General features: G+C 48.4%; 18 protein-coding genes and 1 tRNA gene. 12 read left to right on the top strand and 7 right to left on the bottom strand.

Annotated features, from left to right (window positions below; translation table 11 throughout):
- The first annotated feature begins 4 nt into the window (after positions 1-4).
- From T495_RS0103305 to T495_RS0103275, 7 genes are read left to right on the top strand one after another with little or no spacing between them, the layout of a single operon-like run.
- On the top strand, positions 5-1270 hold the full coding sequence (locus T495_RS0103305) for a phosphatidylserine decarboxylase (RefSeq protein ID WP_028902874.1): 1266 nt from the start codon (positions 5-7) through the stop codon (positions 1268-1270).
- A 25-nt stretch (positions 1271-1295) separates the two neighbouring features.
- Positions 1296-3722 (top strand): SpoIIE family protein phosphatase, encoded by a 2427-nt coding sequence (locus T495_RS0103300; protein ID WP_197020330.1) that lies wholly within the window; start codon positions 1296-1298, stop codon positions 3720-3722.
- A complete protein-coding gene (locus T495_RS0103295; RefSeq protein WP_028902872.1) occupies positions 3719-4021 on the top strand; it encodes an STAS domain-containing protein in 303 nt (100 codons plus the stop codon). Before T495_RS0103300 ends, T495_RS0103295 begins: the two co-directional genes overlap by 4 nt.
- Entirely contained in the window at positions 4021-5067 is a 1047-nt protein-coding gene (locus T495_RS0103290) for a GTP pyrophosphokinase family protein (protein WP_033147556.1), read from the top strand. Before T495_RS0103295 ends, T495_RS0103290 begins: the two co-directional genes overlap by 1 nt.
- Positions 5068-5084: 17 nt before the next feature.
- Positions 5085-5858: an acetylglutamate kinase gene (argB, locus tag T495_RS0103285; RefSeq protein ID WP_033147555.1), complete on the top strand. Its 774-nt coding sequence runs from the start codon at positions 5085-5087 to the stop codon at positions 5856-5858.
- 59 nt (positions 5859-5917) lie between these two features.
- Positions 5918-6436, top strand: coding sequence for an RNA polymerase sigma factor (locus T495_RS0103280; protein WP_028902869.1), 519 nt, complete (start codon positions 5918-5920; stop codon positions 6434-6436).
- Entirely contained in the window at positions 6426-6899 is a 474-nt protein-coding gene (locus tag T495_RS0103275; RefSeq protein WP_033147554.1) for a hypothetical protein, read from the top strand. The genes T495_RS0103280 and T495_RS0103275 overlap by 11 nt, the downstream gene beginning before the upstream one ends.
- Before the next feature lie 173 nt (positions 6900-7072).
- On the opposite strand, the gene T495_RS0103270 is transcribed toward T495_RS0103275, so the two are convergent.
- Together T495_RS0103270 and T495_RS0103265 are read right to left on the bottom strand one after the other, a co-directional pair.
- Positions 7073-7831 carry a CPBP family intramembrane glutamic endopeptidase gene (locus T495_RS0103270; protein ID WP_033147553.1) on the bottom strand — a complete coding sequence of 253 codons (759 nt, stop codon included), beginning with the start codon at positions 7829-7831 and terminating at the stop codon, positions 7073-7075.
- Positions 7828-8769, bottom strand: a complete 942-nt coding sequence (locus tag T495_RS0103265) for a bifunctional riboflavin kinase/FAD synthetase (RefSeq protein WP_033147552.1) — start codon at positions 8767-8769, stop codon at positions 7828-7830. The genes T495_RS0103270 and T495_RS0103265 overlap by 4 nt, the downstream gene beginning before the upstream one ends.
- Before the next feature lie 133 nt (positions 8770-8902).
- Between T495_RS0103265 and T495_RS0103260 the strand changes: the two genes are divergently transcribed.
- Both T495_RS0103260 and T495_RS0103255 read left to right on the top strand, forming a co-directional pair.
- Positions 8903-8976 (top strand) — tRNA-Ile (locus T495_RS0103260).
- 280 nt (positions 8977-9256) lie between these two features.
- On the top strand, positions 9257-12151 hold the full coding sequence (locus T495_RS0103255) for a DUF4450 domain-containing protein (RefSeq protein WP_033147700.1): 2895 nt from the start codon (positions 9257-9259) through the stop codon (positions 12149-12151).
- A gap of 16 nt (positions 12152-12167) precedes the next feature.
- Here the strand turns inward: T495_RS0103255 and T495_RS0103250 are convergent, their stop codons facing one another.
- From T495_RS0103250 to T495_RS0103240, 3 genes are all read right to left on the bottom strand, one after another.
- Positions 12168-14672 (bottom strand): M1 family aminopeptidase, encoded by a 2505-nt coding sequence (locus tag T495_RS0103250; protein WP_197020329.1) that lies wholly within the window; start codon positions 14670-14672, stop codon positions 12168-12170.
- Between the two features lie 63 nt (positions 14673-14735).
- Positions 14736-16088, bottom strand: coding sequence for an RluA family pseudouridine synthase (locus tag T495_RS0103245; protein ID WP_033147550.1), 1353 nt, complete (start codon positions 16086-16088; stop codon positions 14736-14738).
- Positions 16085-16897: a bifunctional hydroxymethylpyrimidine kinase/phosphomethylpyrimidine kinase gene (locus tag T495_RS0103240; RefSeq protein WP_033147549.1), complete on the bottom strand. Its 813-nt coding sequence runs from the start codon at positions 16895-16897 to the stop codon at positions 16085-16087. The genes T495_RS0103245 and T495_RS0103240 overlap by 4 nt, the downstream gene beginning before the upstream one ends.
- A gap of 76 nt (positions 16898-16973) precedes the next feature.
- On the opposite strand from T495_RS0103240, the gene T495_RS0103235 reads away from it, so the two are divergent.
- Genes T495_RS0103235 through T495_RS0103225 form a run of 3 tightly spaced genes read left to right on the top strand, consistent with a single transcriptional unit; the run spans position 16974 to position 20504 of the window.
- Positions 16974-18869 (top strand): AAA domain-containing protein, encoded by a 1896-nt coding sequence (locus T495_RS0103235; RefSeq protein WP_033147548.1) that lies wholly within the window; start codon positions 16974-16976, stop codon positions 18867-18869.
- Between the two features lie 52 nt (positions 18870-18921).
- Positions 18922-20052, top strand: a complete 1131-nt coding sequence (locus tag T495_RS0103230; protein WP_028902837.1) for a hypothetical protein — start codon at positions 18922-18924, stop codon at positions 20050-20052.
- Between the two features lie 2 nt (positions 20053-20054).
- A complete protein-coding gene (locus T495_RS0103225) occupies positions 20055-20504 on the top strand; it encodes an MgtC/SapB family protein (RefSeq protein ID WP_028902836.1) in 450 nt (149 codons plus the stop codon).
- Positions 20505-20567: 63 nt separating this feature from the next.
- On the opposite strand, the gene T495_RS0103220 is transcribed toward T495_RS0103225, so the two are convergent.
- Together T495_RS0103220 and T495_RS0103215 are read right to left on the bottom strand one after the other, a co-directional pair.
- Complete coding sequence (locus T495_RS0103220) at positions 20568-21809, bottom strand: esterase (protein WP_033147547.1); 1242 nt, start codon at positions 21807-21809, stop codon at positions 20568-20570.
- 27 nt (positions 21810-21836) lie between these two features.
- The gene (locus T495_RS0103215; protein ID WP_033147546.1) at positions 21837-22943 is read right to left on the bottom strand and encodes an esterase family protein; all 1107 of its coding nucleotides are present in this window, start codon (positions 22941-22943) and stop codon (positions 21837-21839) included.
- Between the last annotated feature and the right edge of the window lie 6 nt (positions 22944-22949).

Raw genomic sequence — 22949 nt, 5'->3', positions numbered from 1 at the left:
GCCTATGAAGAAACTTAATCTTTGGTTGTTGCTAACCATCTTGCTATGCAGCATGCAGTTCTCTGCATGTAGCAACGATGATGACCCTGTCATACCGCCAGGGCATCAACATACAGAGGCAACGAAAGCCCTCATCAAGATATGCAATGAGAATGACGAGATTAAATCGCTACTGGAACACGCCATCGCTCAGGCTGCCGAAATCAATCCTGACCGTCAATACAACCCAGCCCAATCACTCAATGAGTTCTACGATTTCATTGACTGGAATGTACATCAGTTGCCTTGGAACGTGATGATTCATCAAGCTCCCAACGATTACGGGAGGGGACTCTACGGTCGTACCGACCAAGGCATTGGCTACTTCTGGTTCATCGTCGATCAACCTCTCGACGAACTTCGTAATCGCGGTTTTTTCTATCCCACAGTAGAGTTTGTTGAACCGTTTGCCTCATGGCTTTCTATCTACAGCAATACCTGGGGGGAATTCCTGTCGACAGAAGACAGTTGGAACGACACCTATTATAATATGGTAAAGGATGACCCAGATTGGGGACTCACAGAAGGTTGGTACGGCGAAGGCAACCAATGGCGTACATTCAATGAATTCTTTGCTCGTAAGTTAGCCTCACCCGCCATGCGACCAATTGCCGACACAGAGGTTGTGTGTCCAGTTGATTCTTGGCCCAAACTTACTTGGCAGATTGACGATAATAACCAGTTGCAATATCCTGATAGTTTACAGATTAAAACAGCTAAGATTTCTGACATAGCCCAACTGATAGGCAACGACTCGCAGTACAAGAACGCCTTCGCAGGCGGTACACTTACTCACACGTTCCTCGATGTTAACTGCTACCATCGTTATCACGCACCCGTTGATGGTGTACTCAAGGAGCTAAGAACGATACCAGGCGTATCGGCTGGAGGCGGTTATACACTTTGGGACAATAATTCCAAACTCTACTACTACGTAAACGACATAGGCTTTCAGATGGTAGAGACGCGAGCCTGCGCAATCATCGAGACAGAGCAATACGGGCTGGTGGCTATGATGCCTGTGGGTATGTCGCAGATATGTAGTGTTAACTGGCTTCCTTCACTACAAGTAGGTCAGCAACTCAAAAAAGGCGATGAAATGGGATTCTTCCAATTCGGAGGCTCTGATGTCGTCATGATTTTCCAAAAGGGCATCGATGTCAATATTGTGCACAATGAAAACCTGACACTAATGGGTGAACCTTATGCCAAATTGCAACGAAACGAGTAACTAAAAACAATAATGTATGGAGCATGTGAAAGCCAGATTATCAAAAATTCTGAACCAGTCGGTAGCAGCGCGTACCACATGCCTTGTGCTTGTAGTCATCACCGTCATCCTGCTCACGGCAGGCTTATGGCAGATGAACTATGTACGCAACATCGTCATCACAGAAGTGAACCGCCAGGCAGGTCGTTCTATGACTGGTGCCATCAAGGTGATTGACAACCGTCTGTCAAATGTTGAGACAGCTGTCAACACAGCAGCATCCTACGCTCACATGTTTGCGCCTCATGAAACACTATGCCGCCCTCTGATGGAACGACTCATTGAGGCCAATGAGGACATAGCAGCAGTAACATTGCTTTATGAGGCTAATTACTTTGAACATAATGACCGCTATTTTGCACCAACCATTTATCGAACAGCCAAAGATACCTTTGAAGAAGATGAGATAGGCGGCCCGGAAAACGACTTCTGCTATCTGGAAACAGATAGTAACTGGATTTATACCAACAAACTCGACAAGGGTTATTGGTGCCTGCCTTATATCGACTCCATGTCGACCAAACGTGCTATGGTTACCTATTCCGTACCACTTCACGACGAGACGGGGCATACTTACGCAGTACTATGTGCCGATGTTTCACTCGACTGGGTACAGAATCTGGTAGACAAAGCCAAGCCCTACGATTACTCCACCGTATTTGTTGTAGGGCGCGATTCACAGTATATCTGCCATCCGAATACAGATTGGGTCCAATCAATTAATGTGATTGATCAAGCACGACAGCAACACGATTCCACATTCCTTGAGATGACCAGAAAAATGCTGAGTTGGCAAGATGGAACAGATACGGTTGACATGTCAGGTCAGCTACAGAATGAGTCAAATAGGCAAGTCTTTTCTTCCTCGATTGTCTATTACGCGCCCGTCGACCGCGTACAATGGTCTATTTGCTTCACACTACCTGAAGACAAGATTCTGGAAGGTCCCAACCGTTTGCGAACCTATATGCTTCTGCTACTGGCCATATTAGTAGTTGCGATATCCTTATCGCTTTACTATATCATCCGCTCACAGTTGTGGCCACTCAGCTTGTTATCAGAAAAAACGAAAGAGATCTCACGAGGTAACTTCGATGTAGAACTACCTGTATTCGATTCAAAAGACGAGATTAGTCATCTACGCGACTCTTTTGACGATATGCAGCATTCAATAGCCAAATACATTGCTCAACTACAGCAGACTACAGCCTCTAAGGCATCCATTGAAAGTGAGCTACGTGTGGCCAGTGACATCCAAATGTCGATGCTGCCCAAGATTTTCCCACCTTATCCTGATCGTAATGATATCGATATCTATGGCGAACTAACCCCTGCAAAATCTGTAGGTGGCGACTTGTTTGACTTTTATATCCGCGACGAGAAACTTTTCTTCTGCATAGGCGACGTCAGCGGCAAGGGTGTACCTGCCTCTCTGGTAATGGCTGTTACCCGTGCCCAGTTCCGTACCGTCTCTGCCCATGAGGCGGCACCTGACCGCATCATTACCACGATTAATGATGCCATGGCCGATGGCAACGACTCTAACATGTTTGTCACACTCCTTGTAGGTTCACTCGATTTGCCAACAGGCCGTATGCGATATTGTAATGCCGGCCACGATGCACCGTTACTCGTCAGTTTCGACCAAACGGCTCATGTAGAAACGTTACCATGCGATTCAAACATCCCCGTAGGTGTTATGCCCGATTGGCGATTCAGCGTCCAGGAGGTCATGATTAAGCCACAAACTACAATATTCCTGTTTACCGATGGACTAAGTGAAGCCGAAAACAATCGTCACGAGCTATTCGGCATGGATCGCATTCTCAATCAGGCGAATAGCATTCAGGCATCATATTGTTGTGCACCACATGCCGTCATAGATCAGATGAGACTGGCTGTACAGTCTTTTGTTGACGGCGCAGAACAAAGTGACGATTTAACCATGTTAGCAATACAATACACCAAAAAGCAACTCGACGTGCGTTATCAAAATCAGATCACTCTGCCTAACGATGTGCAGACAGTACCCCAGCTTAACGCTTTCGTAGATGAAGTCTGCGAGGCCGTTGGATTCGACATGAGTACGACGATGAAACTAAACCTCGCTATCGAAGAGGCAGTAGTCAACGTCATGAATTATGCCTACCCCGCTGGCGTGAAAGGCGATGTTTACATTGCCGCACAAGCAAACGATGAACGGTTGAAATTTGTCATCAGCGACAATGGTACCGCTTTCGACCCTACTGCCAAGAGCGAAGTAGACACTACACTCTCTGCAGAAGAACGAAGTATCGGTGGATTAGGCATCCACCTGATCCGACAGATTATGGATACAATTAACTATGAGCGTATTGACGGAAAGAACGTCCTGACGCTCCGCAAAAAATTTACCAATAAATTATCATTATGAAAACAACGTTTAAAGAAGAAGACAAGAACTTCGTCATGTATTTCGAAGGTCGTCTCGACACAGCAGCTTCAGCAAAAGTCGAAGAAGAAATGAAACCTCTCTACAACTGTGACGGTCATGATGTTATCCTCGACTGCACCAGCCTTGAGTATATCTCCTCAAGTGGTCTGCGCCTGTTCCTTGGCCTACTTAAAGCAGCAAAGCCCAAAGGCAGCCATGTATTCCTCCGTGGTCTTAACGAAGATCTCCGTCAGGTGTTCGCAATGACGGGCTTCATCAACCTGTTCGAGTTTAAATAATGCGACTATCGCCTCATTGCGAAGCATTGCTGCAGGAGTTCCACAACCAGCGACCTGAATTGCAGCAACTTGAAAACAAGGTCTTTGAGTTGCTGCAAACGACGCTACGTCATCAGGGCATCGAGCTCAATAGCATAGAACACCGTGTGAAAACTGAGCAGTCGTTAGCAGGCAAACTGGAGCTAAAAGGCGAGAAATACCGCTCACTCAGCGACATTACCGATCTGGTTGGTCTACGTATCGTTACCTTCTACACCGACGATGTTGACAAGGTTGCCGCTATTGTCAGCCAGCTATTCGATATCGATTGGAACAACTCAGTAGACAAACGCAAGCTACATCAGCTTACCAGTTTCGGCTATAACTCACTCCACTACATCTGCCGCCTGCACGAGGGGAGCATACCATTCGAGATTCAGATACGTACTGCCCTGCAACACACTTGGTCGGCTATAGAACACGACATAGGCTATAAAGGGGCAGTAAAACTGCCACCTGAGTATCGCCGCCAGTTCAGTCGTCTGGCAGGTATGCTCGAACTGGCCGACGATGAATTCAGTCGGCTACGCACCACCATGACGGAATATCGCCGCCAGATTCAGACGTTAGTCAAGTCAGGTAATCTGAACGAAGTAACGCTCTCTACCGACTCGTTCCGCAGCTATCTGGATCTACGCCCCTTTGATCGACTCAATCAACGCATTGCAGCCGTCAATCAAGCAGAGCTATTCCCAGCCTCACTCATGCCTTTTCTCCCTGTTCTTGAGCATTTCGGCATGGAGTCGCTTGGCGAGGTTCAGGCTATGGTCGATGAACTCAGCGATACAGCTTATCAGTTAGCGCTGTCGCAATTGGCTATAACCGATCTCGACATCCTGTCAGAAAGCGTGGGTCTGCAGAACCTCTGCATCGTATGGACGCTTAAACACGGTGGCAATCGCGAGGAAGTTAAACTTATCTACGACACCATCTATGGTGCCAATGACTCTAATGCGTATCTGGCTGATGGCATCATACATCAGTATACTGCCATTGGACAGTCGTAAACATTATAGAATAGAACATGAAACAGAAACTCACAATCGTCAAAGTTGGCGGGGCCGTTGTTGAAGACGAAGCCCAGCTCAACCAGTTACTAAAAGATTTCAGCGCCATCGAAGGGCGTAAAGTACTGATCCATGGCGGCGGACGCCGAGCTACTCAGGTAGCTGCCAGTCTGGGCATCGAGTCAAAAATGGTTGGTGGACGCCGCATCACAGATGCTGAAATGCTTAACGTAGTAACGATGGTTTATGGCGGATTGGTCAACAAAAACCTCGTGGCACGCTTGCAAGCCAATGGTGTAAATGCCCTTGGCCTGACGGGAGCTGACATCAATGTGATACGCAGTCATAAACGTCCCATCAAAGACGGTATCGACTTTGGTTTTGTAGGCGATGTAGACAAGGCCGACGGCGAGATGCTGAACAAGCTCATCGAGACAGGCATTACGCCTGTTATGGCACCGCTGACTCACGATGGGCAAGGACACATCCTGAACACCAATGCCGACACAATCGCCAGCGAGACGGCCAAGGCATTAGCCACATATTACGATGTCACCCTGATCTTCAGCTTCGAGAAGAAAGGCGTGCTTAGTAATCCCGATGACGACAACTCTGTGATACCAACTATCACACGTGCCGCCTTCGAGAAGTATAAGACCGACGGTACCATCAGTGGCGGTATGTTGCCTAAGATTGAAAATGCGCTTAGCGCTATCGATGCAGGTGTCAATCGTGTGATTATCACCCTCGCCACAGCCATTGATGGAACAAGCGGCACAACAATTTTATAAATTTTTCCGTTTTACTTGTAACTTTTGCCCCAGGTTAATCGTCATATAAAAAGAAGAGGATGAAAAAGATCAGTTTTCAAAACGACATCTTGCCGCTGAAGAACGAGCTTTACAGGCTTGCCCTCCGCATCACCCTCAACCCTGCAGAGGCAGAGGATGTAGTACAAGACACGATGATTAAGGTCTGGAACCGCAGAGAGCAATGGGAGAACATCGAATCAATAGAATCCTTTTGTCTTACTATCTGCCGCAACCTGTCGCTCGACAGAATGCGAAAGTTGGAAAACCAGAACCAAAGTCTGGAAGAAGGCGAGCATGATTCGCCTGACAGCAGCTACGCCTCCAACCCTGAGGAGCAGGCAATGCAGCGCGACCGCGTTGAGTTGATACGCCGCCTCATCAATGAGCTGCCAGAGAAACAGCGGAGCGTTATGCAACTACGCGACTTCGAAGGCAAGAGTTATAAAGAAATTGCGTCGATAATGGCCATCAGCGAAGAACAGGTGAAAGTCAACATCTTCCGAGCTCGACAAGCCATCCGACAGAAATATATAGAATCAGAGAAATATGGACTATAAGTACATCGAACAGTTATTGGAACGCTATTGGCAGTGTGAGACCACACTCCAAGAAGAGTCTATACTGCGCACATTCTTCAGTCAGGATGATGTTCCTGCCTGCCTGCAGCAGTACAAAGCGCTGTTTACTCTCCAGCAGGAGAAGGAGACACTGGACGATGACTTTGACACCCGTATACTTGAGAAGGTGGGCATTGAGCAGCCTAAGGCAAAGATTATCACTTTTACCTCACGCCTCATGCCGTTATTCCGTGCTGCCGCAGTCGTAGCCATCATCCTGACCTTAGGCAATGCCGCTCAGGCACCTTGGGACCGTGGATGGGACGACCCCAAAGAGGCTTATGCCAAATTCCATCAGCAGCAGGTAACAGACTCCGTTAACTCACTTGGTACCATTCAGGCCGAGAACATCACCGACACGATTAAGGTTGGAAATACGGAGCGAACCACCCTCGTTGAATAAGATATTTTTTTCTATGCTTTCTTTATAATAAAAACAAGTAAAACAATTAGGAAGAAGAAGCTGTGAAGCTTCGTTCATTTCTCTCAAATTTTCAGGAAATACTAACGCTGAAGTTCAGGCTGCACTCCCACTACAATGGGGCTGCAGCCTTCTTCAATGCTATACGCTTGGGGTTACTTTTTCATTCTGAGGTTAAGCTGATATATCGCCGGCAGCATTATCAGCAACGAAAATCCTACAGACAACAATACACTTGAGCCGAACATATCTTCGAGCGTAGGATCACCCGTACCGTATAATGCTATCGATATGTTGTACATCACATAGGCTACCGAATTGTTAGCCCAGTGATACACCACCCCAGGTATGATACTATCTGTGCGATAGTACATCCAGCCCAGCAACATACCTATCAAGAATGCATGCGGCATCTGTGCAGGATTTACGTGAGTTAGAGCAAACAGCAGAGCAGATATGGCAATAGCCACCCAATGATTATGATGCCAGCGCAACAAACTGCGCAATATAGCTCCACGAAAAACCAGTTCCTCTACCAATGGTGCAAGCAGCCCTATCACTACATATCCTAAGCGATTGCCCATTATGCTCTCCAAACCCTTTTCGGCTACATTTGGCAACTCAGGCAGCATCTCCTGCAACCATATCGATGGTGTGAGTGCACCTAACGATGCCACCACAGTCCACAGCAGTACCGTCCAAGGACGAGTGCGCAGCCAATGCGGACTAACCTCCGCCCACTTACATATTATAAACAATGCAAACGCCAATATGCTGGACAGGATGCTACCTGTGATGAGACTCACCGATCCTATCGGATCAAGTCCTATCAGCTTAAACACCCCCATCACTATGCCTCCCATCACAAACTGTATTGAGGCAAAAATTATCGTATAGATTATTGCATTCTTCATTTTGTCTGGTTTAATATCTGTTCTACTTGCTTTTTGTCTTCTTCCAACTGTTTGACCAGCGCCTCAGGCGAATCGAAACGGCGCTCCTCGCGCAGCCGGGCCACAAAATCAATGGTCACCGTCTGCCCGTAGATATCACCCTCGAAATTAAAAATATTCACCTCAAGGGTGGTATGGTGTCCTTTAAAAGTAGGTCTGGTACCAATATTCATCATAGCAGCCTTCTTCGGAGCGTCACCAATACTGGCCCATACGGCATAAACCCCCGATGCAGGAATCAGTTTATGAGGATTTCCCGGTTCCAGATTTGCCGTTGGGAATCCAAGTGTACTGCCGATATGCTCACCCGGCATCACCGTTCCCGACAGCTGATAGTAGCGCCCCATACAGGCTGGCATCTGCTCTACTCTACCCTCTGTCAGCAGTTGCCTGATCACAGAAGAACTGACAGCACAGCTACCATCAGTCATCATCTCGGCATCGCCTCGTAGCACCTCCATGCCTAATTCACGACCATACACTACATAGTCATCGAATCCCTCTGTGCGATTCTTGCCGAAACGGTTGTCATAGCCCGTTACCAATGTTGTCACGTTGAGCTTCTCACGCAATATCTGCTGCATGAACTCCTGAGCCGTCAGGGAGGCCAACGCACGTGTAAAAGGCAGCACCACCAGATAATCAACATCCAACTGACTGACATACGCACGCTTCTCGTCGAGTGTCGATAAAACCTGCGGCTGATACGTAGCATCAAACACCTCGCGTGGCTGGCGATCAAAGGTAATCACCATCGAAGCTGTACCTTTCCGCCTGGCTTCGGCCATCATCATCGTAATCAGGTGCTGATGACCGCGATGCACGCCATCGAACACACCGATGGTAGCAGTGCATTCACAAGGCATCTGAATGCTATCTATATCGTTTATTATCTTCATAATTGGCCGCAAAGTTACTCAAAAATCCCCAATTTAGCTTTACAAATCAATGATTTTTAGTTATTTCCTCTTAAAAATTTGGATATTTAAAGAAATTCACGTACCTTTGCAACCGCTTTTTAGGCAAAGCATCGGACTTGTAGCTCAGTTGGTTAGAGCAACAGACTCATAATCTGGAGGTCCCAGGTTCAAGCCCTGGCTGGTCCACACAATGGTTTCAAGATTTCTCTTGAGACCATTTTTTTGTATTTTCCTTGAAAAACTTGTCAGGAACGGAGAAAAACGTTACCTTTGCGGCAGAAAAATTCCGCTCCACGCCGTAGAAGATAATTCCAAAGCGTGGGAATGTAGATTGCAAAGTTTGAAATGTAGATTGCAAAGTTTGAAATGTAGATTGCAAAGTTTGAAATGCAAATTGCAAAGTTTGAAATGTAAGTTTCAAAGTCTGGAATATAAAAAGTGTGGTAAGATTATAAAAAAAGGTAGCATGCAGAAAATCTTTATCCTATGGCTCCTCACCATCAGTATAGCGGCTATGGCGCAGACGCATGGCGAGCCCTCTCCTCGCACGTTACAATACGAGCCTGGCGAAGGCAGAGCTTTCGTCTGTAAGAATGGCAACAACCGTTACACACGAGCACTTTACGGCAGCCATAGCGACTGGCGACTGGAAACCAGCGACCGTCCTATCTTTGCTGTGGTGAAGAAGGGATACCACAGAAATATCCGATTCGTGGCAGAGATTGACGGGCATAGCTATCCGTTAGAGGCTGTTACCCCATGCACAGCTAACTATACAGAGGGTCAGCGCACCTACCAGCTATGCGACAGCCGTTGGGGCAAAGCCCAGTTAGACATCCGTGTCATTGCCCTGCCTGATAGCGAAAGCGCCATCTGGGCATTCCATTCAGTAGCACTCAAGGGGCGCGCCCACATCAAGGCATTGGTAGCTGATATCGTTCAACCCAAGCTTTCACGCAATGGCGATATCGGCGCCGACAAGCCCGGCGTACTCGAGCCAAAAGGCGAGGTGCTTCAGACCGCAGAAGTAACACTCAACGATACAACAGCCTACATGCAAGTAGAGCTGAACGTAATGAAGACCTTAGGAAAAGCCGAAGGGCAGCAACTGTTCAAGGCCGCAGAGCGCCACTATCGTCAGCTCTCGCATCGCATTCAGTTCGATACCCCCGACCCATATATCAACACACTTGGTGGAGCCTTGGTATTGGCTGCCGATGGCGATTGGGACGGTCAGACGTGGCTGCACGGCTGTATCGGCTGGCGCATGCCGTTAGCAGGTTGGCGAGCAGGTTATCTGGGCGATGTGCTTGGCTGGAACGAGCGCGCCATCAGTCACTTCGATGCCTACGCCAGGAGCCAAGTCACCAACGTGCCAGCCACCATTCCGCATCCCTCTCAGGATAGCGTGCTGAATATGGCCCGCGCTGAAAAGAAATGGGGCACACAGATGTACTCCAACGGCTATATCTGTCGCAATCCCGAGCGCAATGATCAGATGCATCATTACGACATGAACCTGAACTATATCGACGAACTGCTCTGGCATTTCCAATACGATGCTGATACGGCCTATATGCGCCAGATGTGGACTGTATTGACACGACACCTGGCATGGGAGAAACGTAACTACGACCCCGATGGCGACCACCTGTACGATGCCTACTGCTGCATCTGGGCCAGCGATGCCCTTTACTATAGCGGTGGTGCCGTCACCCACAGCTCGGCTTACAACTACCGCGGTAACAAACTGGCAGCCAGAATAGCCCAACTGATAGGGCAGGACCCACGTCCCTATCAGCAGGAAGCCGAGGCAATACTACGGGCCATGAACCAGCGGTTATGGCTGAAAGAGAAAGGCGTCTGGGCCGAATATCAAGATGCTATGGGGCTGAAACGCACGCACGACCACCCAGCCATATGGAGTATCTACACCCCTATCGACTGTGGAGCCAGCAGTCCGGCACAGGCCTACCAAGCCACACGATATATCGATCAGCACATTCCGCATATCGCTGTCGAACAGACAGGCTATCAGACCATCGCCACCAGCGACTGGATGCCCTACTCGTGGAGCATCAACAACGTAGCCGCTGCCGAGGTGATGCATACTGCCCAGGCCTACTTCGAGGCAGGGCGCGCCAACGAGGGCTACCAACTGATGAAAGCCAACATACTCGACCAGATGTACTACGGACAGAGTCCTGCCAACTTTGGACAGATAAGCCACTACGATGCTGCTCGTGGCGAATGCTATCGCGACTTCGGCGATTGTATCGGCATCAGCAGTCGCACGCTGATCCAGGGGCTCTTCGGCATTGTTCCACAGGCTCTTTATGGCCAATGTATCGTCCGTCCGGCATTCCCCGATGATTGGGAGAAGGCAAGCATCAAGACACCCTATCTGGAGTATCAGTACACACGGCAGGGGCAAAGGGTACGTCTGGCCATCAAACAGCATTTCAAGCAGGCGTTGCAGATAATTGTCAGGGTGAACAGTAAAAAGGGAGCATATCACGACATCGCAGGAACAAGCGAGCCAAAGCAGGTGATTGAATACGAGCTTGAGGATATGGGGTGCGATACCACCTTCCAAGTAGCCGAACAATCTCCTATCGCCGAGTTAGGGCTGGGCGAGATTGAATTGGGTAAACGCTTCAAACCCATCGACCTGAGCAGACATTTCAACGCCAACGTGAGCGACATCTTCAAGAACAAGTACCTCAGCCCTCGCCCTCAGACTACCACCCTGCAGATTCCCACACAAGGCATTGGCGAATGGTGCCACCCAAAGACAACAGCAGAGATTAACGACTCTGTATTCCGCAGCAAGGTATCGAAAGGCATCTTCAACCTGGCTGGTGTACCCATGAAGACACCAACCCAAGGCCATAACATTGTCTATACCAGTCTTTGGGAAAACTATCCTGACGCCATCGACATACCATTAAAAGGCAAGGCCAGTCGCGCCTATCTGCTGATGGCAGGCTCTACCAACCACATGCAGAGCAGAATAGACAACGGACAGGTTAAAGTAACCTATACCGATGGAACAGCCGATACCTTAGCGCTGAGGAATCCTGACAACTGGTGCCCTATCGAGCAGGATTATTACATAGACGGCAAGGCATTTAATGCCCCCTCTCCACGCCCCTATCGTGTATGCTTCGGCACAGGCGATGTCAGTCGCGATCTGAGCCAGATAGTCAGTCTGCAAGGCGAATACGGACGTGAGATTCCTAACGGAGCCGGGCAGTTGTTAATCATGCCGCTAAACCCTCAGAAACGCCTGAGGGCACTCACTCTACGTACACTATCCAATGATGTGGTTATAGGTTTGATGGCTATCACGTTACAATAGCCATCGAACCTTTCTGTTATTTCTTCTTTTTGGTTGTGGTCTTCTTTACAGGAGCAGGTGCCGGCTTCGGAGTCTTGTCAATATAAGGAACCTGGTTCATCAACACCCAAGAAGACTCATAGATATAGTTCTTCAGATTGGCAGGGAAGTCTGCATTCCCATCGAGGAACTTCTTGATCTCAATCTTGGCCTCTTCACTCTTGTGGGGCGCAATCAGGGTATTGACCCAACGCATAGGGAAGGCCAGACTGTTGGTCTTCTGAATCTCTGGCAACGCCTTCAGTCCCTCTACGATGTACACATTGCTCTGTGGCTCAAACACATCCGAGTTCAACAAGCGTAAAGCATTCAAAACCCACGACTCGTTCACGCGGTTCTCTGCCTTCAGCAGACTCTTAAACACCTCCACACGGGCATCTGCAGTAGGATGTGTGGCCTTGCTCACAAAGTCGAACTCCTGAAGCAGTTCCTGATTACCAGAACTGATCAGGCGATCACGTTCTTTCTCAAGTATCTGTTTGCGACGCTCTGGACGGGTAATAGCCAAGCGATAGGCTATCGCCATATAGTCGTGCTCGTCGAGCACCGTTTCGTCATGACGATCCAGAATGGTCTGCAGCTTATTCAGCACCTCAGGCGAGATAGCGCTGGTGCCCAGTTTGCGCAGAACCAGCTGTCGACAGTCCTTAGTTCTATTCTCGCCCAACAGATCCATAATCACCAGTTCCAAGGTATAACGCTGCTGCAATGAAAGGTCGGAGGCAATCTTATGCATCTGGTTGATAGCCGTCTCCATAATGAGCGGATTCTTCTCATGTCCCAGGAAGCGGAACAGTTCGCCAAAGTGCGAAGGTGTCAGTTTGCCCTGCAGATAGTTATCATGTATCAGATTCAACAAGGTATAGCGATTCAAGTCATTACGGGTAATGATCAATCGCATGGGCAGTATCTGTACATAATGATCATCCAACGTGAATCGTCCATAACCGCGGCCATCCTGGTTGGGCACGATATAGCCAGGCTCACCACCCTTCACTTTGAAAGTCATCGTGGGCTGTTTCATATCCACCTTGATGACCTGCGACACACCTAAGTTACTGATTACCTTCAACTCGAATTTCTGTGGCCAAAAAAGACCACGTCCGTAAGGATCGGTCTGTGTCACCACCACCTGTCCGTTCTTATAAGCCGTGGTAATGACAGGCATACCCTTCTGTTTCACCCAGACATCGCAGAACTGACGCACACCTGCTCCTGGTGCCTGTTTGTCGAGCATTTCCACAATCTCATCCCAGCCGACATGCCCCATATAGTAGTCATGCAGACATTGCTGCAAGCTTTTCTGCATAGCCTCAGCACCAATCTCTTCCTCCAGCATACGCATCATGACAGGCGCCTTCTCGTAGTTGATATGATCGTAAAACAACACAGGATCGTGGGGATTATCCACCTCCCAGGCAATAGGATGGGCACCTTCCGTACGATCCAATGCCATAGCAGGGCTCATATAGCTGTTTATAAAGTTTATCTCAAACTCACCCTTTCTGTACTGGCTACGTGTCATCTTCGATGCCATGAAATTTGCCAGCACCTCCTTAGCCCAAGGCTCATCGATAGCAATAATATTACCAAACCAGATGTGCGATGTTTCGTGGGCTATCAGGGCAGTACGCTTCAGCAGATCCTCCTTCGAGGGCTTCTTACCTAAGAAAACCGCTTTATCGCTTAAGGCAATAGAGCCACGACGCTCCAGTCCACCCAACTCCAGACTCGGCAGGATAAAGATGACACACTCTTTCTCATAAGGGTTGCTGACGCCTGTATAACCTTCCATCCACTTCATCGACTTGGCCACCTCATTGAACACATCATCAATATCAGCCTCTTTATCAGGCGTGCTCTCTGAATAGAGCACACGCAGATGGCGCCCATCTACTGACGATGTCTTCTCGTCGAACTTACCCGTCACGAACATATAATCAGATGGCACCAGTTTCTCAGACATATCTACCGACACCGATTTCCATCCGGCGGGAGCATTAATTGTGGTCTGATACTGAGCACGCATGCCCTCGACATCGAAACAAGGGAAAAGGGCACGTCCCTCATCGGCCTGAACCTGAGTATAGACCACGTTACCACTACGCGACAAGGCCTTGTCCTGACAGACAAAGTCTATCTCAACCTTATTAGTGGCACCTGCCTTGAACATCTTGCCAGGAATTACTATCTGATGATTCTCAATCCTTACTTTTGCCTTCTTAGCTTTACTCTTGTTGGCCTTATAGACGATGACTTCATCTGGTGTACCCTGGAAGTCGAGCGCTACATCCTGCTTGGTTCTGAGGTCGAAGGTAATAACAGCCTTTCCTGTCACCTTGTCCGTAGCCTGCTCAGGTATATTAAATGTTAACTGATAAAGAATGCCATTGATATGACCTTTGCGACTGTCTGCCTGTGCACAGACACTAAGCACAACAACGCTCAGCACCACTACTAATAGACCTCTTAATAATCTCATGCGACACATTTTTTTAAATTTTGTCTGCAAATTTAGCAAAATATCAGCAGATTATAGCGGAATTCACCATATTTTTTTGTCGGAAGGGCAAAAAAAGCGCATTCGTTTTTGGGAGACGGGGTGCACAAACGCGATGGTCTCAGCCTGTAGGTATAAACGGTCGGCCTTATGCCCATAGAGTTCATCCCCCATTATCGGACACCCCAGTCCCTCCTGATGGGCACAATGCATGCGTAACTGATGTGTACGACCAGTATGGGGATAAAGGGCAAGTACGGTAATAGGGCGCCCGTCACGCATGCCGCGTTCCATCACCCGATATTCAGAGATAGCCCGTTTGCCGTTCTCATGATCCACAATCTGACGAGGTCGGTTGAGTGGATCGCTGCTCAGCGGCAGGTCGATGATACCATGATCCTCCTTCACCTCTCCTTCTACCACCGCCAGATACTTCTTCTTGATGGTTCGCGCAGCAAACTGACTCTGTAGTTGGCGGTATACCTCAGGTGTTTTAGCCACCAGCATGATACCAGACGTGAGCAGATCCAGACGATGGGGCAACATGGCTCCCTGCCAGCGTTCCTGTGCCCACGTGGCTACCGAGTATTCATCGGCTTTACCTGGCACACTCAGCATACCTGCCGGCTTATATACAGCCGCCAAATGTTCATCTTCGTAAACAATCTCTATTCCTTGGTGCAGGAAGCCGGAATGCTCTGGATCAGGATCTACATCCAGTCCTTGGAGCATCCAAGTAAGCACAGGCTTACATTTTCCTCTACAAGCCGGATAGAACTCACCATGATGACGGATATCACTCTGTGGCGAAGGTCCCCACCAGAACTCAGCCATGCATACAGGCTTCAGATGATGCTGGTAAGCATATTGCAATAATTTGGGGGCACAGCAATCGCCTGTACCTCCAGGTGGTAATGGAAATTTCTTCTGAATCTTCGGGTTCTGATGATAATCGCGCCAGATATCAACCAAATCCCTCTCCTCACCCTTGGCATTCAACATCCGATACTGCCGAAAAAGCCATAATTGCAGCTCCTGCGACATCTGGCGGTTGAGGGTTTGGTTGCCGTTGGCAGAATGTTGGTTGAGTGCAGATATCTCACGTTCTTTCTGTTTAAAATATCCATCAGGCTGTTGCGCATCGAAAACTGGCGGAACAAAGTATTCCCAGTCATTCCTACCTTCCAACAAGCCAGAATATGCAGCCAGGAAACCTAATGACACCTCCGCCTCCACCACCAGCACCCCAAACATCTTTCCTTCCTGGGGAGCTATTCGTTCAATCTCATGTTTCACCTCCTCACAAGCCAACAAACACAGCGGATGAGGTTCGTAGCAGAAAGGCCAGGTGAACCGTTCTGGTTTTTGTATGTTGGAATTGAGGGGGTGCAACCTCATAGCAGGTCGAGGCATTTTTCTACTGGGATACCACGATTCTTATCATCAGTATCCTTGTAGCGCTCAATCATGCGGAACACCGTATCCATAGCTGTACGTGTGCTCACCTTCAGTGTTTCACCATTCAGCAGATGGCCAATTAGCACAGCAGAGAAAATATCACCCGTACCATGAAACAGACCTGGAATCTCGTGATACTCTAAGTGGAAATAACTATCGTCGTAGTGGTTATAGCCCACTACCGCATTACGGCCATCAACCTTACAACTCGTTATCAGCGCCGACTTAGTACCGATCTTACGTAATCTATCCAACAAGTCGCCAGCCTCCTCCCAACTGATTCCCTGCATTTTGATAGGTGTATTGGTGAGGTAACAGGCCTCTGTATAATTTGGGAAAGTGAGGTGAGCCACTGATACCATCTCACGCATCAGCTCCACCTGACGCTCCGTCATACCATTATACAGTCGTCCACCATCTCCCAGAATCGGGTCTACGAACACCGTTGTACCCTGCTCGCCTTGTTCCTTGCAGTAGCCAGCCACCAGTTTAGCCTGCTCATCGCTGAACATCAGTCCTGTACAGATGGCATCGAAGCCGAAACCCAATTCCTTCCATACAGGCAACGTTCCACGGATGTATTCGGTGGTATCCTGAATATTAAACTTACCGTAGTCGAGTGTATTCGACACGAGTGCTGTAGGCAGACTATAGGTAGGGATACCTAAGTACGACAGGATAGGCAACATGGCACCCATGCCGACCTTTCCATAACCTACGACGTCATTAATCAACAATATCTGTTTCATTTCGGCTGCAAAGTTACTACTTTTTTAATTATGGTGATACGAGATTACAAGTTTTTTTGTAATTTTACCAGCGTTTATGGAAAAACAACTTGATTCGCCTATATTGGCACTACAAAAACAACGGCAATTGCTCCAGATGGAGTACGAAGCTGAAAAAGAAGAATTCCGCCAACAGACGGAACAGATGGGACTGCAGCGGAAGATAAAACGTGGCGACGTCTGGTTCCCGCTCACTATCGGAAAAATCTATTTCAACTCGCTGAACCAGAAAGTGATAGAGGTGTTCCGCGAAACCACCGACGAGGAGATTGAACACAACTTTGAATATGGCAAGCCTGTTGTATTCTTCAGTGTAGACATCAAAAATAACATCAACTATTTCAAGCAGTCGGCCACCGTCAGCTATGTGGATGGCAATAGAATGGTGATATGCGTACCTGATGGTATGGGACTGATAGAAATACAGAACACACTGAACCTTGGCGTACAACTGTTTTTCGACGAGACCAGCTACAAAATGATGTTCAATGCGCTTGACAAGGTCATTGCCGCCAAAGGACGACTAGCCTATCTGCGCGACCTTTTCTACAATAGAGTCAAAGCCGAGACATTCAGTTTTGGTGCCCTTCACTTCCCTTACCTCAACGCCACTCAAGAAGATGCAGTAAACAAAGTGTTGAGAGCCAAAGATGTAACCATCGTACACGGACCTCCAGGAACAGGTAAGACCACAACTCTTGTAGAAGCCATCTACGAGACGCTACGACGCGAGAGTCAGGTACTGGTTTGCGCACAGAGCAATATGGCCGTCGACTGGATTTCAGAGAAACTGGTCGACAGAGGCGTCAATGTACTAAGAATCGGCAATCCCACCCGTGTGAACGACAAAATGCTATCGTTTACCTATGAGCGACGTTTCGAGTCGCATCCTGACTATGAGATGCTTTGGGCACTGAGAAAGGCCATTCGCGAGGTCAGAGGCAATCGCAAGAAAGGCGACCAGAAATACCACCAGAAGGTTGAACGCTTGAAAGAACGCGCTACTGAACTCGAGATGCGCATCAAGAACGACCTGTTCAGCGAGGCACGCGTCATCGCCTGTACGCTGGTAGGATCGACAAGTCGCGTTCTCGACGGCCAGAAGTTTGGTACCTTATTCATAGACGAAGCAGCCCAAGCACTCGAGGCTGCCTGCTGGATTCCTATCCGCAAGGTCTCGAGAGTGATCTTAGCAGGCGACCATTGTCAGTTGCCGCCAACGGTGAAATGTTATGCAGCCCTGAAAGCAGGATTAGGCAAGACGCTGATGGAGCGTATTGTAGAGAACAAGCCAGAGGTAGTAACCCTGTTGAAGATGCAATATCGCATGAACGAGGAAATCATGCGATTCTCAAGCGACTGGTTCTACAACAATCAGGTGGAGAGTGCGCCAGACGTAAAGTTCCGTAGTATCCTGGATCTTGATGTACCCATGACGTGGATCGACACCTCACAGTTCGACTTCCCTGAGGACAGTGGCATCTCCTTCAAAGAGGAATTTGTTGGCGAGAATTTTGGCCGTATCAATAAGGCAGAGGCAGAACTTACCATGTTGGCGCTGCAACAATATTTCGAGAAGATTGGCAAAGAACGCATTCTCAACGAGCGTATCGATGTGGGCGTCATCTCCCCATACCGCGCCCAAGTGCAGTATCTGCGCCAGCAACTCAAAAAACGTGAGTTCTTCAAGCCATTCAAGGGGCTTATCAGTATCAACACCGTTGACGGCTTCCAAGGACAAGAGCGCGATGTCATCATGATTTCTATGGTGAGATCGAACGACGATGGACAGATCGGATTCCTACGCGACCTACGACGTATGAACGTGGCTATCACCCGTGCCAGAATGAAACTGATCATCTTAGCCGATGCCTCTACCCTGACGCGCCACCCCTTCTACAGAAAGCTTTACGAATACATTGAAGCATTATAAAAAACTTAATAATTGTTTGTAAGTTTCGAATAATTATCGTACTTTTGCAACCATGATTAAGATAAAAAGGGTTGAAACCAAACGGGAACTGAAACAGTTCATACAGTTCTATTACGACCTATACCGAGGTTGCGATAGCGCTGTGCCCTATCTCTATCTCGACGAGATGGCAACACTGCGCCGCGACAAGAACCCCTCGTTCGAATGTTGTGAAGCAGAGTATTTTCTGGCCTATAAGGATGGTGAGATAGTAGGACGCGTGGCTGCCATTATCAACCATCGCGCTAACGAGCGCTGGGGATGCAAACAGGTACGTTTCGGTTGGTTCGACTTTATTGATGATATGCAAGTGAGCCAAGCTCTGCTGAAAGCCGTTGAGGAATGGGGCAAGGCCAAGAGTATGACGGAGATTGCTGGTCCGTTAGGATTTATCGATACCGACCGCGAAGGTATGCTCATTGAAGGTTTCGACCAGTTGGCAACCATGTATATCAACTACAACTATCCATATTACCCTCAGCACATGGAGCAGATGGATGGTTTTGTCAAGGACAACGACTATGTGGAGTGTAAGGTAAAAGTGCCTGAGGAAGTACCCGCCAAGTTTGCCAAGGTTACCGAGATGGTACGCAAGCGTTATGGTCTGAGAGTACGCAAGTTCACACGCAAGGAGTTAGTTAGCGGTGGTTGGGGGCGCGAAGTGTTCCATCTTCTCAATGCTACCTATAAGGATCTCTACGGATTCTCCGAACTCTCTCAGCATCAGATAGACAAGCTGGTAAACGATTATATCAAGATAGCCGACATGAACCTTGTTACCGGTATCATGGATGGCGATAAAATGGTGGGCTTTGGTGTAACCTTCCCATCCTTCTCCCGAACACTTCAGCGCACACGCGACGGTCGATTTCTCCCCTTTGGGTGGTGGGAACTCTTCAAGACTTTGAAGTGGCACAACACCGACACCGTCGATTTGCTGTTGATTGGCGTACTGCCCGATTATCGTGGCAAAGGTGCCAATGCCCTCATCTTCGACGATCTCATCCATCAGTTCAAGCGCTATGGCTTCAAATGGGCTGAGACAGGACCACAGATGGAAACCAACGAAGGTGTCCTCTCACAGTGGCAGTATCTTGAGACCACGATTCACCGCCGTCACCGTTGCTATCGCAAAAAGCTATAATTATGGACATGAATTTGGAATTTGTATTGCGTATCTTTGTGGCAGCACTCCTTGGTGGTGCCATTGGTTTGGAACGTGAATATCGCGCCAAAGAAGCAGGATTACGTACCCACTTCCTTGTTGCTTTAGGTTCTGCCCTGTTTATGATAGTATCAGCCTACGGCTTCGAAGGAGCTATGCACACCCCAGAGCACCGTTGGGATGTGTCGCGTGTAGCAGCTCAAGTCGTTTCCGGAATCGGTTTCATTGGTGCCGGAACCATCATCTTCCATAAGAGCGAGAATGTGGTGCGTGGTCTGACCACCGCTGCTGGTCTATGGGTTACTGCTGCCATCGGTTTGGCTTGTGGAGGCGGTATGTATGTTCTCTCTATTGCTTCAACCATACTGGTGCTGGTAGGTCTCGAAGCTTTTAACTTTATCCTTCGGAAAATCGACAAACACAAGAAATAAGAAAACCCTCGCCCGTTTGAGCGAGGGTTTATGATTCTTATTTGAAGATATCCTCAGCGAGGATTACTTAAAGATCTTCTGAGCAAACATGGTCAGATAGATACGCCAGTTGCGCCAGATATGACCACCATCAGTCTCAACATACTCATACTTATAACCCTTGCTGTCCCAGTAGTTACGCAGGTCAACTGTGCTCTGATACAGGAAGTCGGTCTTACCCATACCCATCCAGTAGAGCTTTGGCTTGCTACCAAAGAGCTTTGCGCTCTGCTGAGCGAAGGTGGGGCTATTCTCAATCTGCTTAGCAAACGAAGCCTCGAATGTACCATTATCCAAGTGCAGACCTGCAGAGAACAGTCCGTAGTAGTCGAACTTGTTAGGATAGAGCAGACTTACGTGGAACGTGTGACCACCACCCATTGACAAACCGCAGATGGCACGGTGAGAACGGTCCTTCAAGGTACGATAGTTGGCATCTACATAGTTTACGATATCCATAAAGCTCTCTGGAATAGAAGCAGCAGCAGGAGCTGTAGGACCTGTACCACCATCGCGGAATCCAGGAGTGTACATACCCCATGACCACTCACCAGGAGCAGCCTGACAGTTAGGATTACCATTAGGCATCACCACAATCATTGGCTTAGCCTTACCAGTAGCAATCAGGTTATCAAGAATCTGTGCAGCACGTCCGAGCTCACTCCAGGCATTCTCGTCACCACCAGCACCATGCAACAGATAGAGCACTGGATACTTACCACCCTTATCGTAACCAGCAGGTGTGTAGATGGTCATACGGCGCTGCATCTTCAGCGTAGGACTGTTGTACCAAACCTTCGAGAGGTTGCCATGAGGCACCTCGTTCACCTTATACAGATCACCCTTGTCGCCCTTCTCTTCGCTGACAATGAAGATATTGGTAAAAGAAACGATATCACGGTTCACATAGATGTTAGCAGGGTCTTTCACACCAGTCATACCATCAATATTGAAGGTATAGTTATACATTTCAGGAGCCAGCTTGTCAGTAGTATAGCTCCACACACCATTCTTACCTTCCTTCAGCTGAGCTACACCTGGGGCATCGTATTTGCCATAACCAGGAATCTCGATCTGCTGGGTGGGCAGGAAATCACCTGTCACCTCTACCTTCACAGCCTTAGGGGCAAAAAGGTTGAATGTTACTGTTCCGTCCTTGTTTACAACAGGAGATTTAACACTGGCACTCTGGAAGAGCTTCTCTTGTGCCTGAGCGCCAGCACAGCACATCGCTGCCAGCGCTAAAGTCATCATTACTTTTTTCATACGTTTTAATTATTCACTATTCGTTATTCATTTAAATAATCTCTGAGCTAATTGGTGTAAGTTGTTACGCCAGGTGTACCAGGTATGACCACCTGGGGCTGTATAATACTCATATTTGATGTTGGCAGCATCAAAAAGTTTAAGCGTAGCCAAACCATTCTGATAGGCGATATCCTCTGGATTACCCTGAGTGAACACCAGCTGACACACGTTCTTCTTGATACCGGCAGCTGCTTTGTTCAGACGCTGACGATAGCCCTCGAACTGTTCCTTTTGTGCAGGGAACCAGCCTGCGCTGAGTACCCAGAAGTACGCAAACTTATCGTTATCGTTAAGGATGGTCTCCATCGTCTCCATACCTCCCATTGAGAGTCCAGCCATCGCACGATGAGCTTTATCAGCAACCACACGATAGTTATCCTCGATAAACGGAATGATACTAGTCACCAGATCCTGCTCGAACAAGGGTACTTCGTCCATCAGGTTCTTAGCAGGAATTGAACCATTAGGCATCACCACTACCATGGGTTTCATCTTACCCTCGGCCAACAGATTATCGAGAATATTGCAGGCACAACCCACACCAGGCCATGAGGCATCGTTATCGCCACCACCATGAATCAGATAGAGTACAGGCAGTTTGTCGGCACTCTTCTCATAGCCAGCGGGAGTCCATACATGCAGACGGCGCAAGGCTTTCAACGGCTTACTGAAGTAATAGCGCTGCGCCAAAGCACCATGAGGCACATCGGCACGCATATCGTAGAACTGTTTGCCATCGCCGATATTGGCCAGAGCTGAGGTCTCGGCTGAGAGAGCGCCCTTGGGGTCCTGCACTTTCACGCCATCGACAGTGAAATTGTAGCGATAAACGCCATCCTTTACATCGCTGACGACAGCTGTCCACACACCATTATCGGCCTTAGTAAACTGCAAAGGCTTACCCCAAGGCATCGCATCGCCGCCAAAGCCAACCTGTTTGGCATTAGGCGCATAGATACTAAAAGCCACCTTGCCACCCCCCAGATTGCGTACAGGCTGTAGGGTATCGTTGGGTGTGGGCTGTATCTGCCACTGGGCACACACAGGCCCAGTGCAGCAGATCAGCAGGAATATCGATAAAAACTGTTTCATTCTAAT

The organism is Prevotella sp. P6B1 (assembly GCF_000702825.1).
Lineage (GTDB): Bacteria > Bacteroidota > Bacteroidia > Bacteroidales > Bacteroidaceae > Prevotella.
Note: the sequence above shows the minus strand (reverse complement) of the source record. Positions and strands in the feature narration are given on the sequence as shown.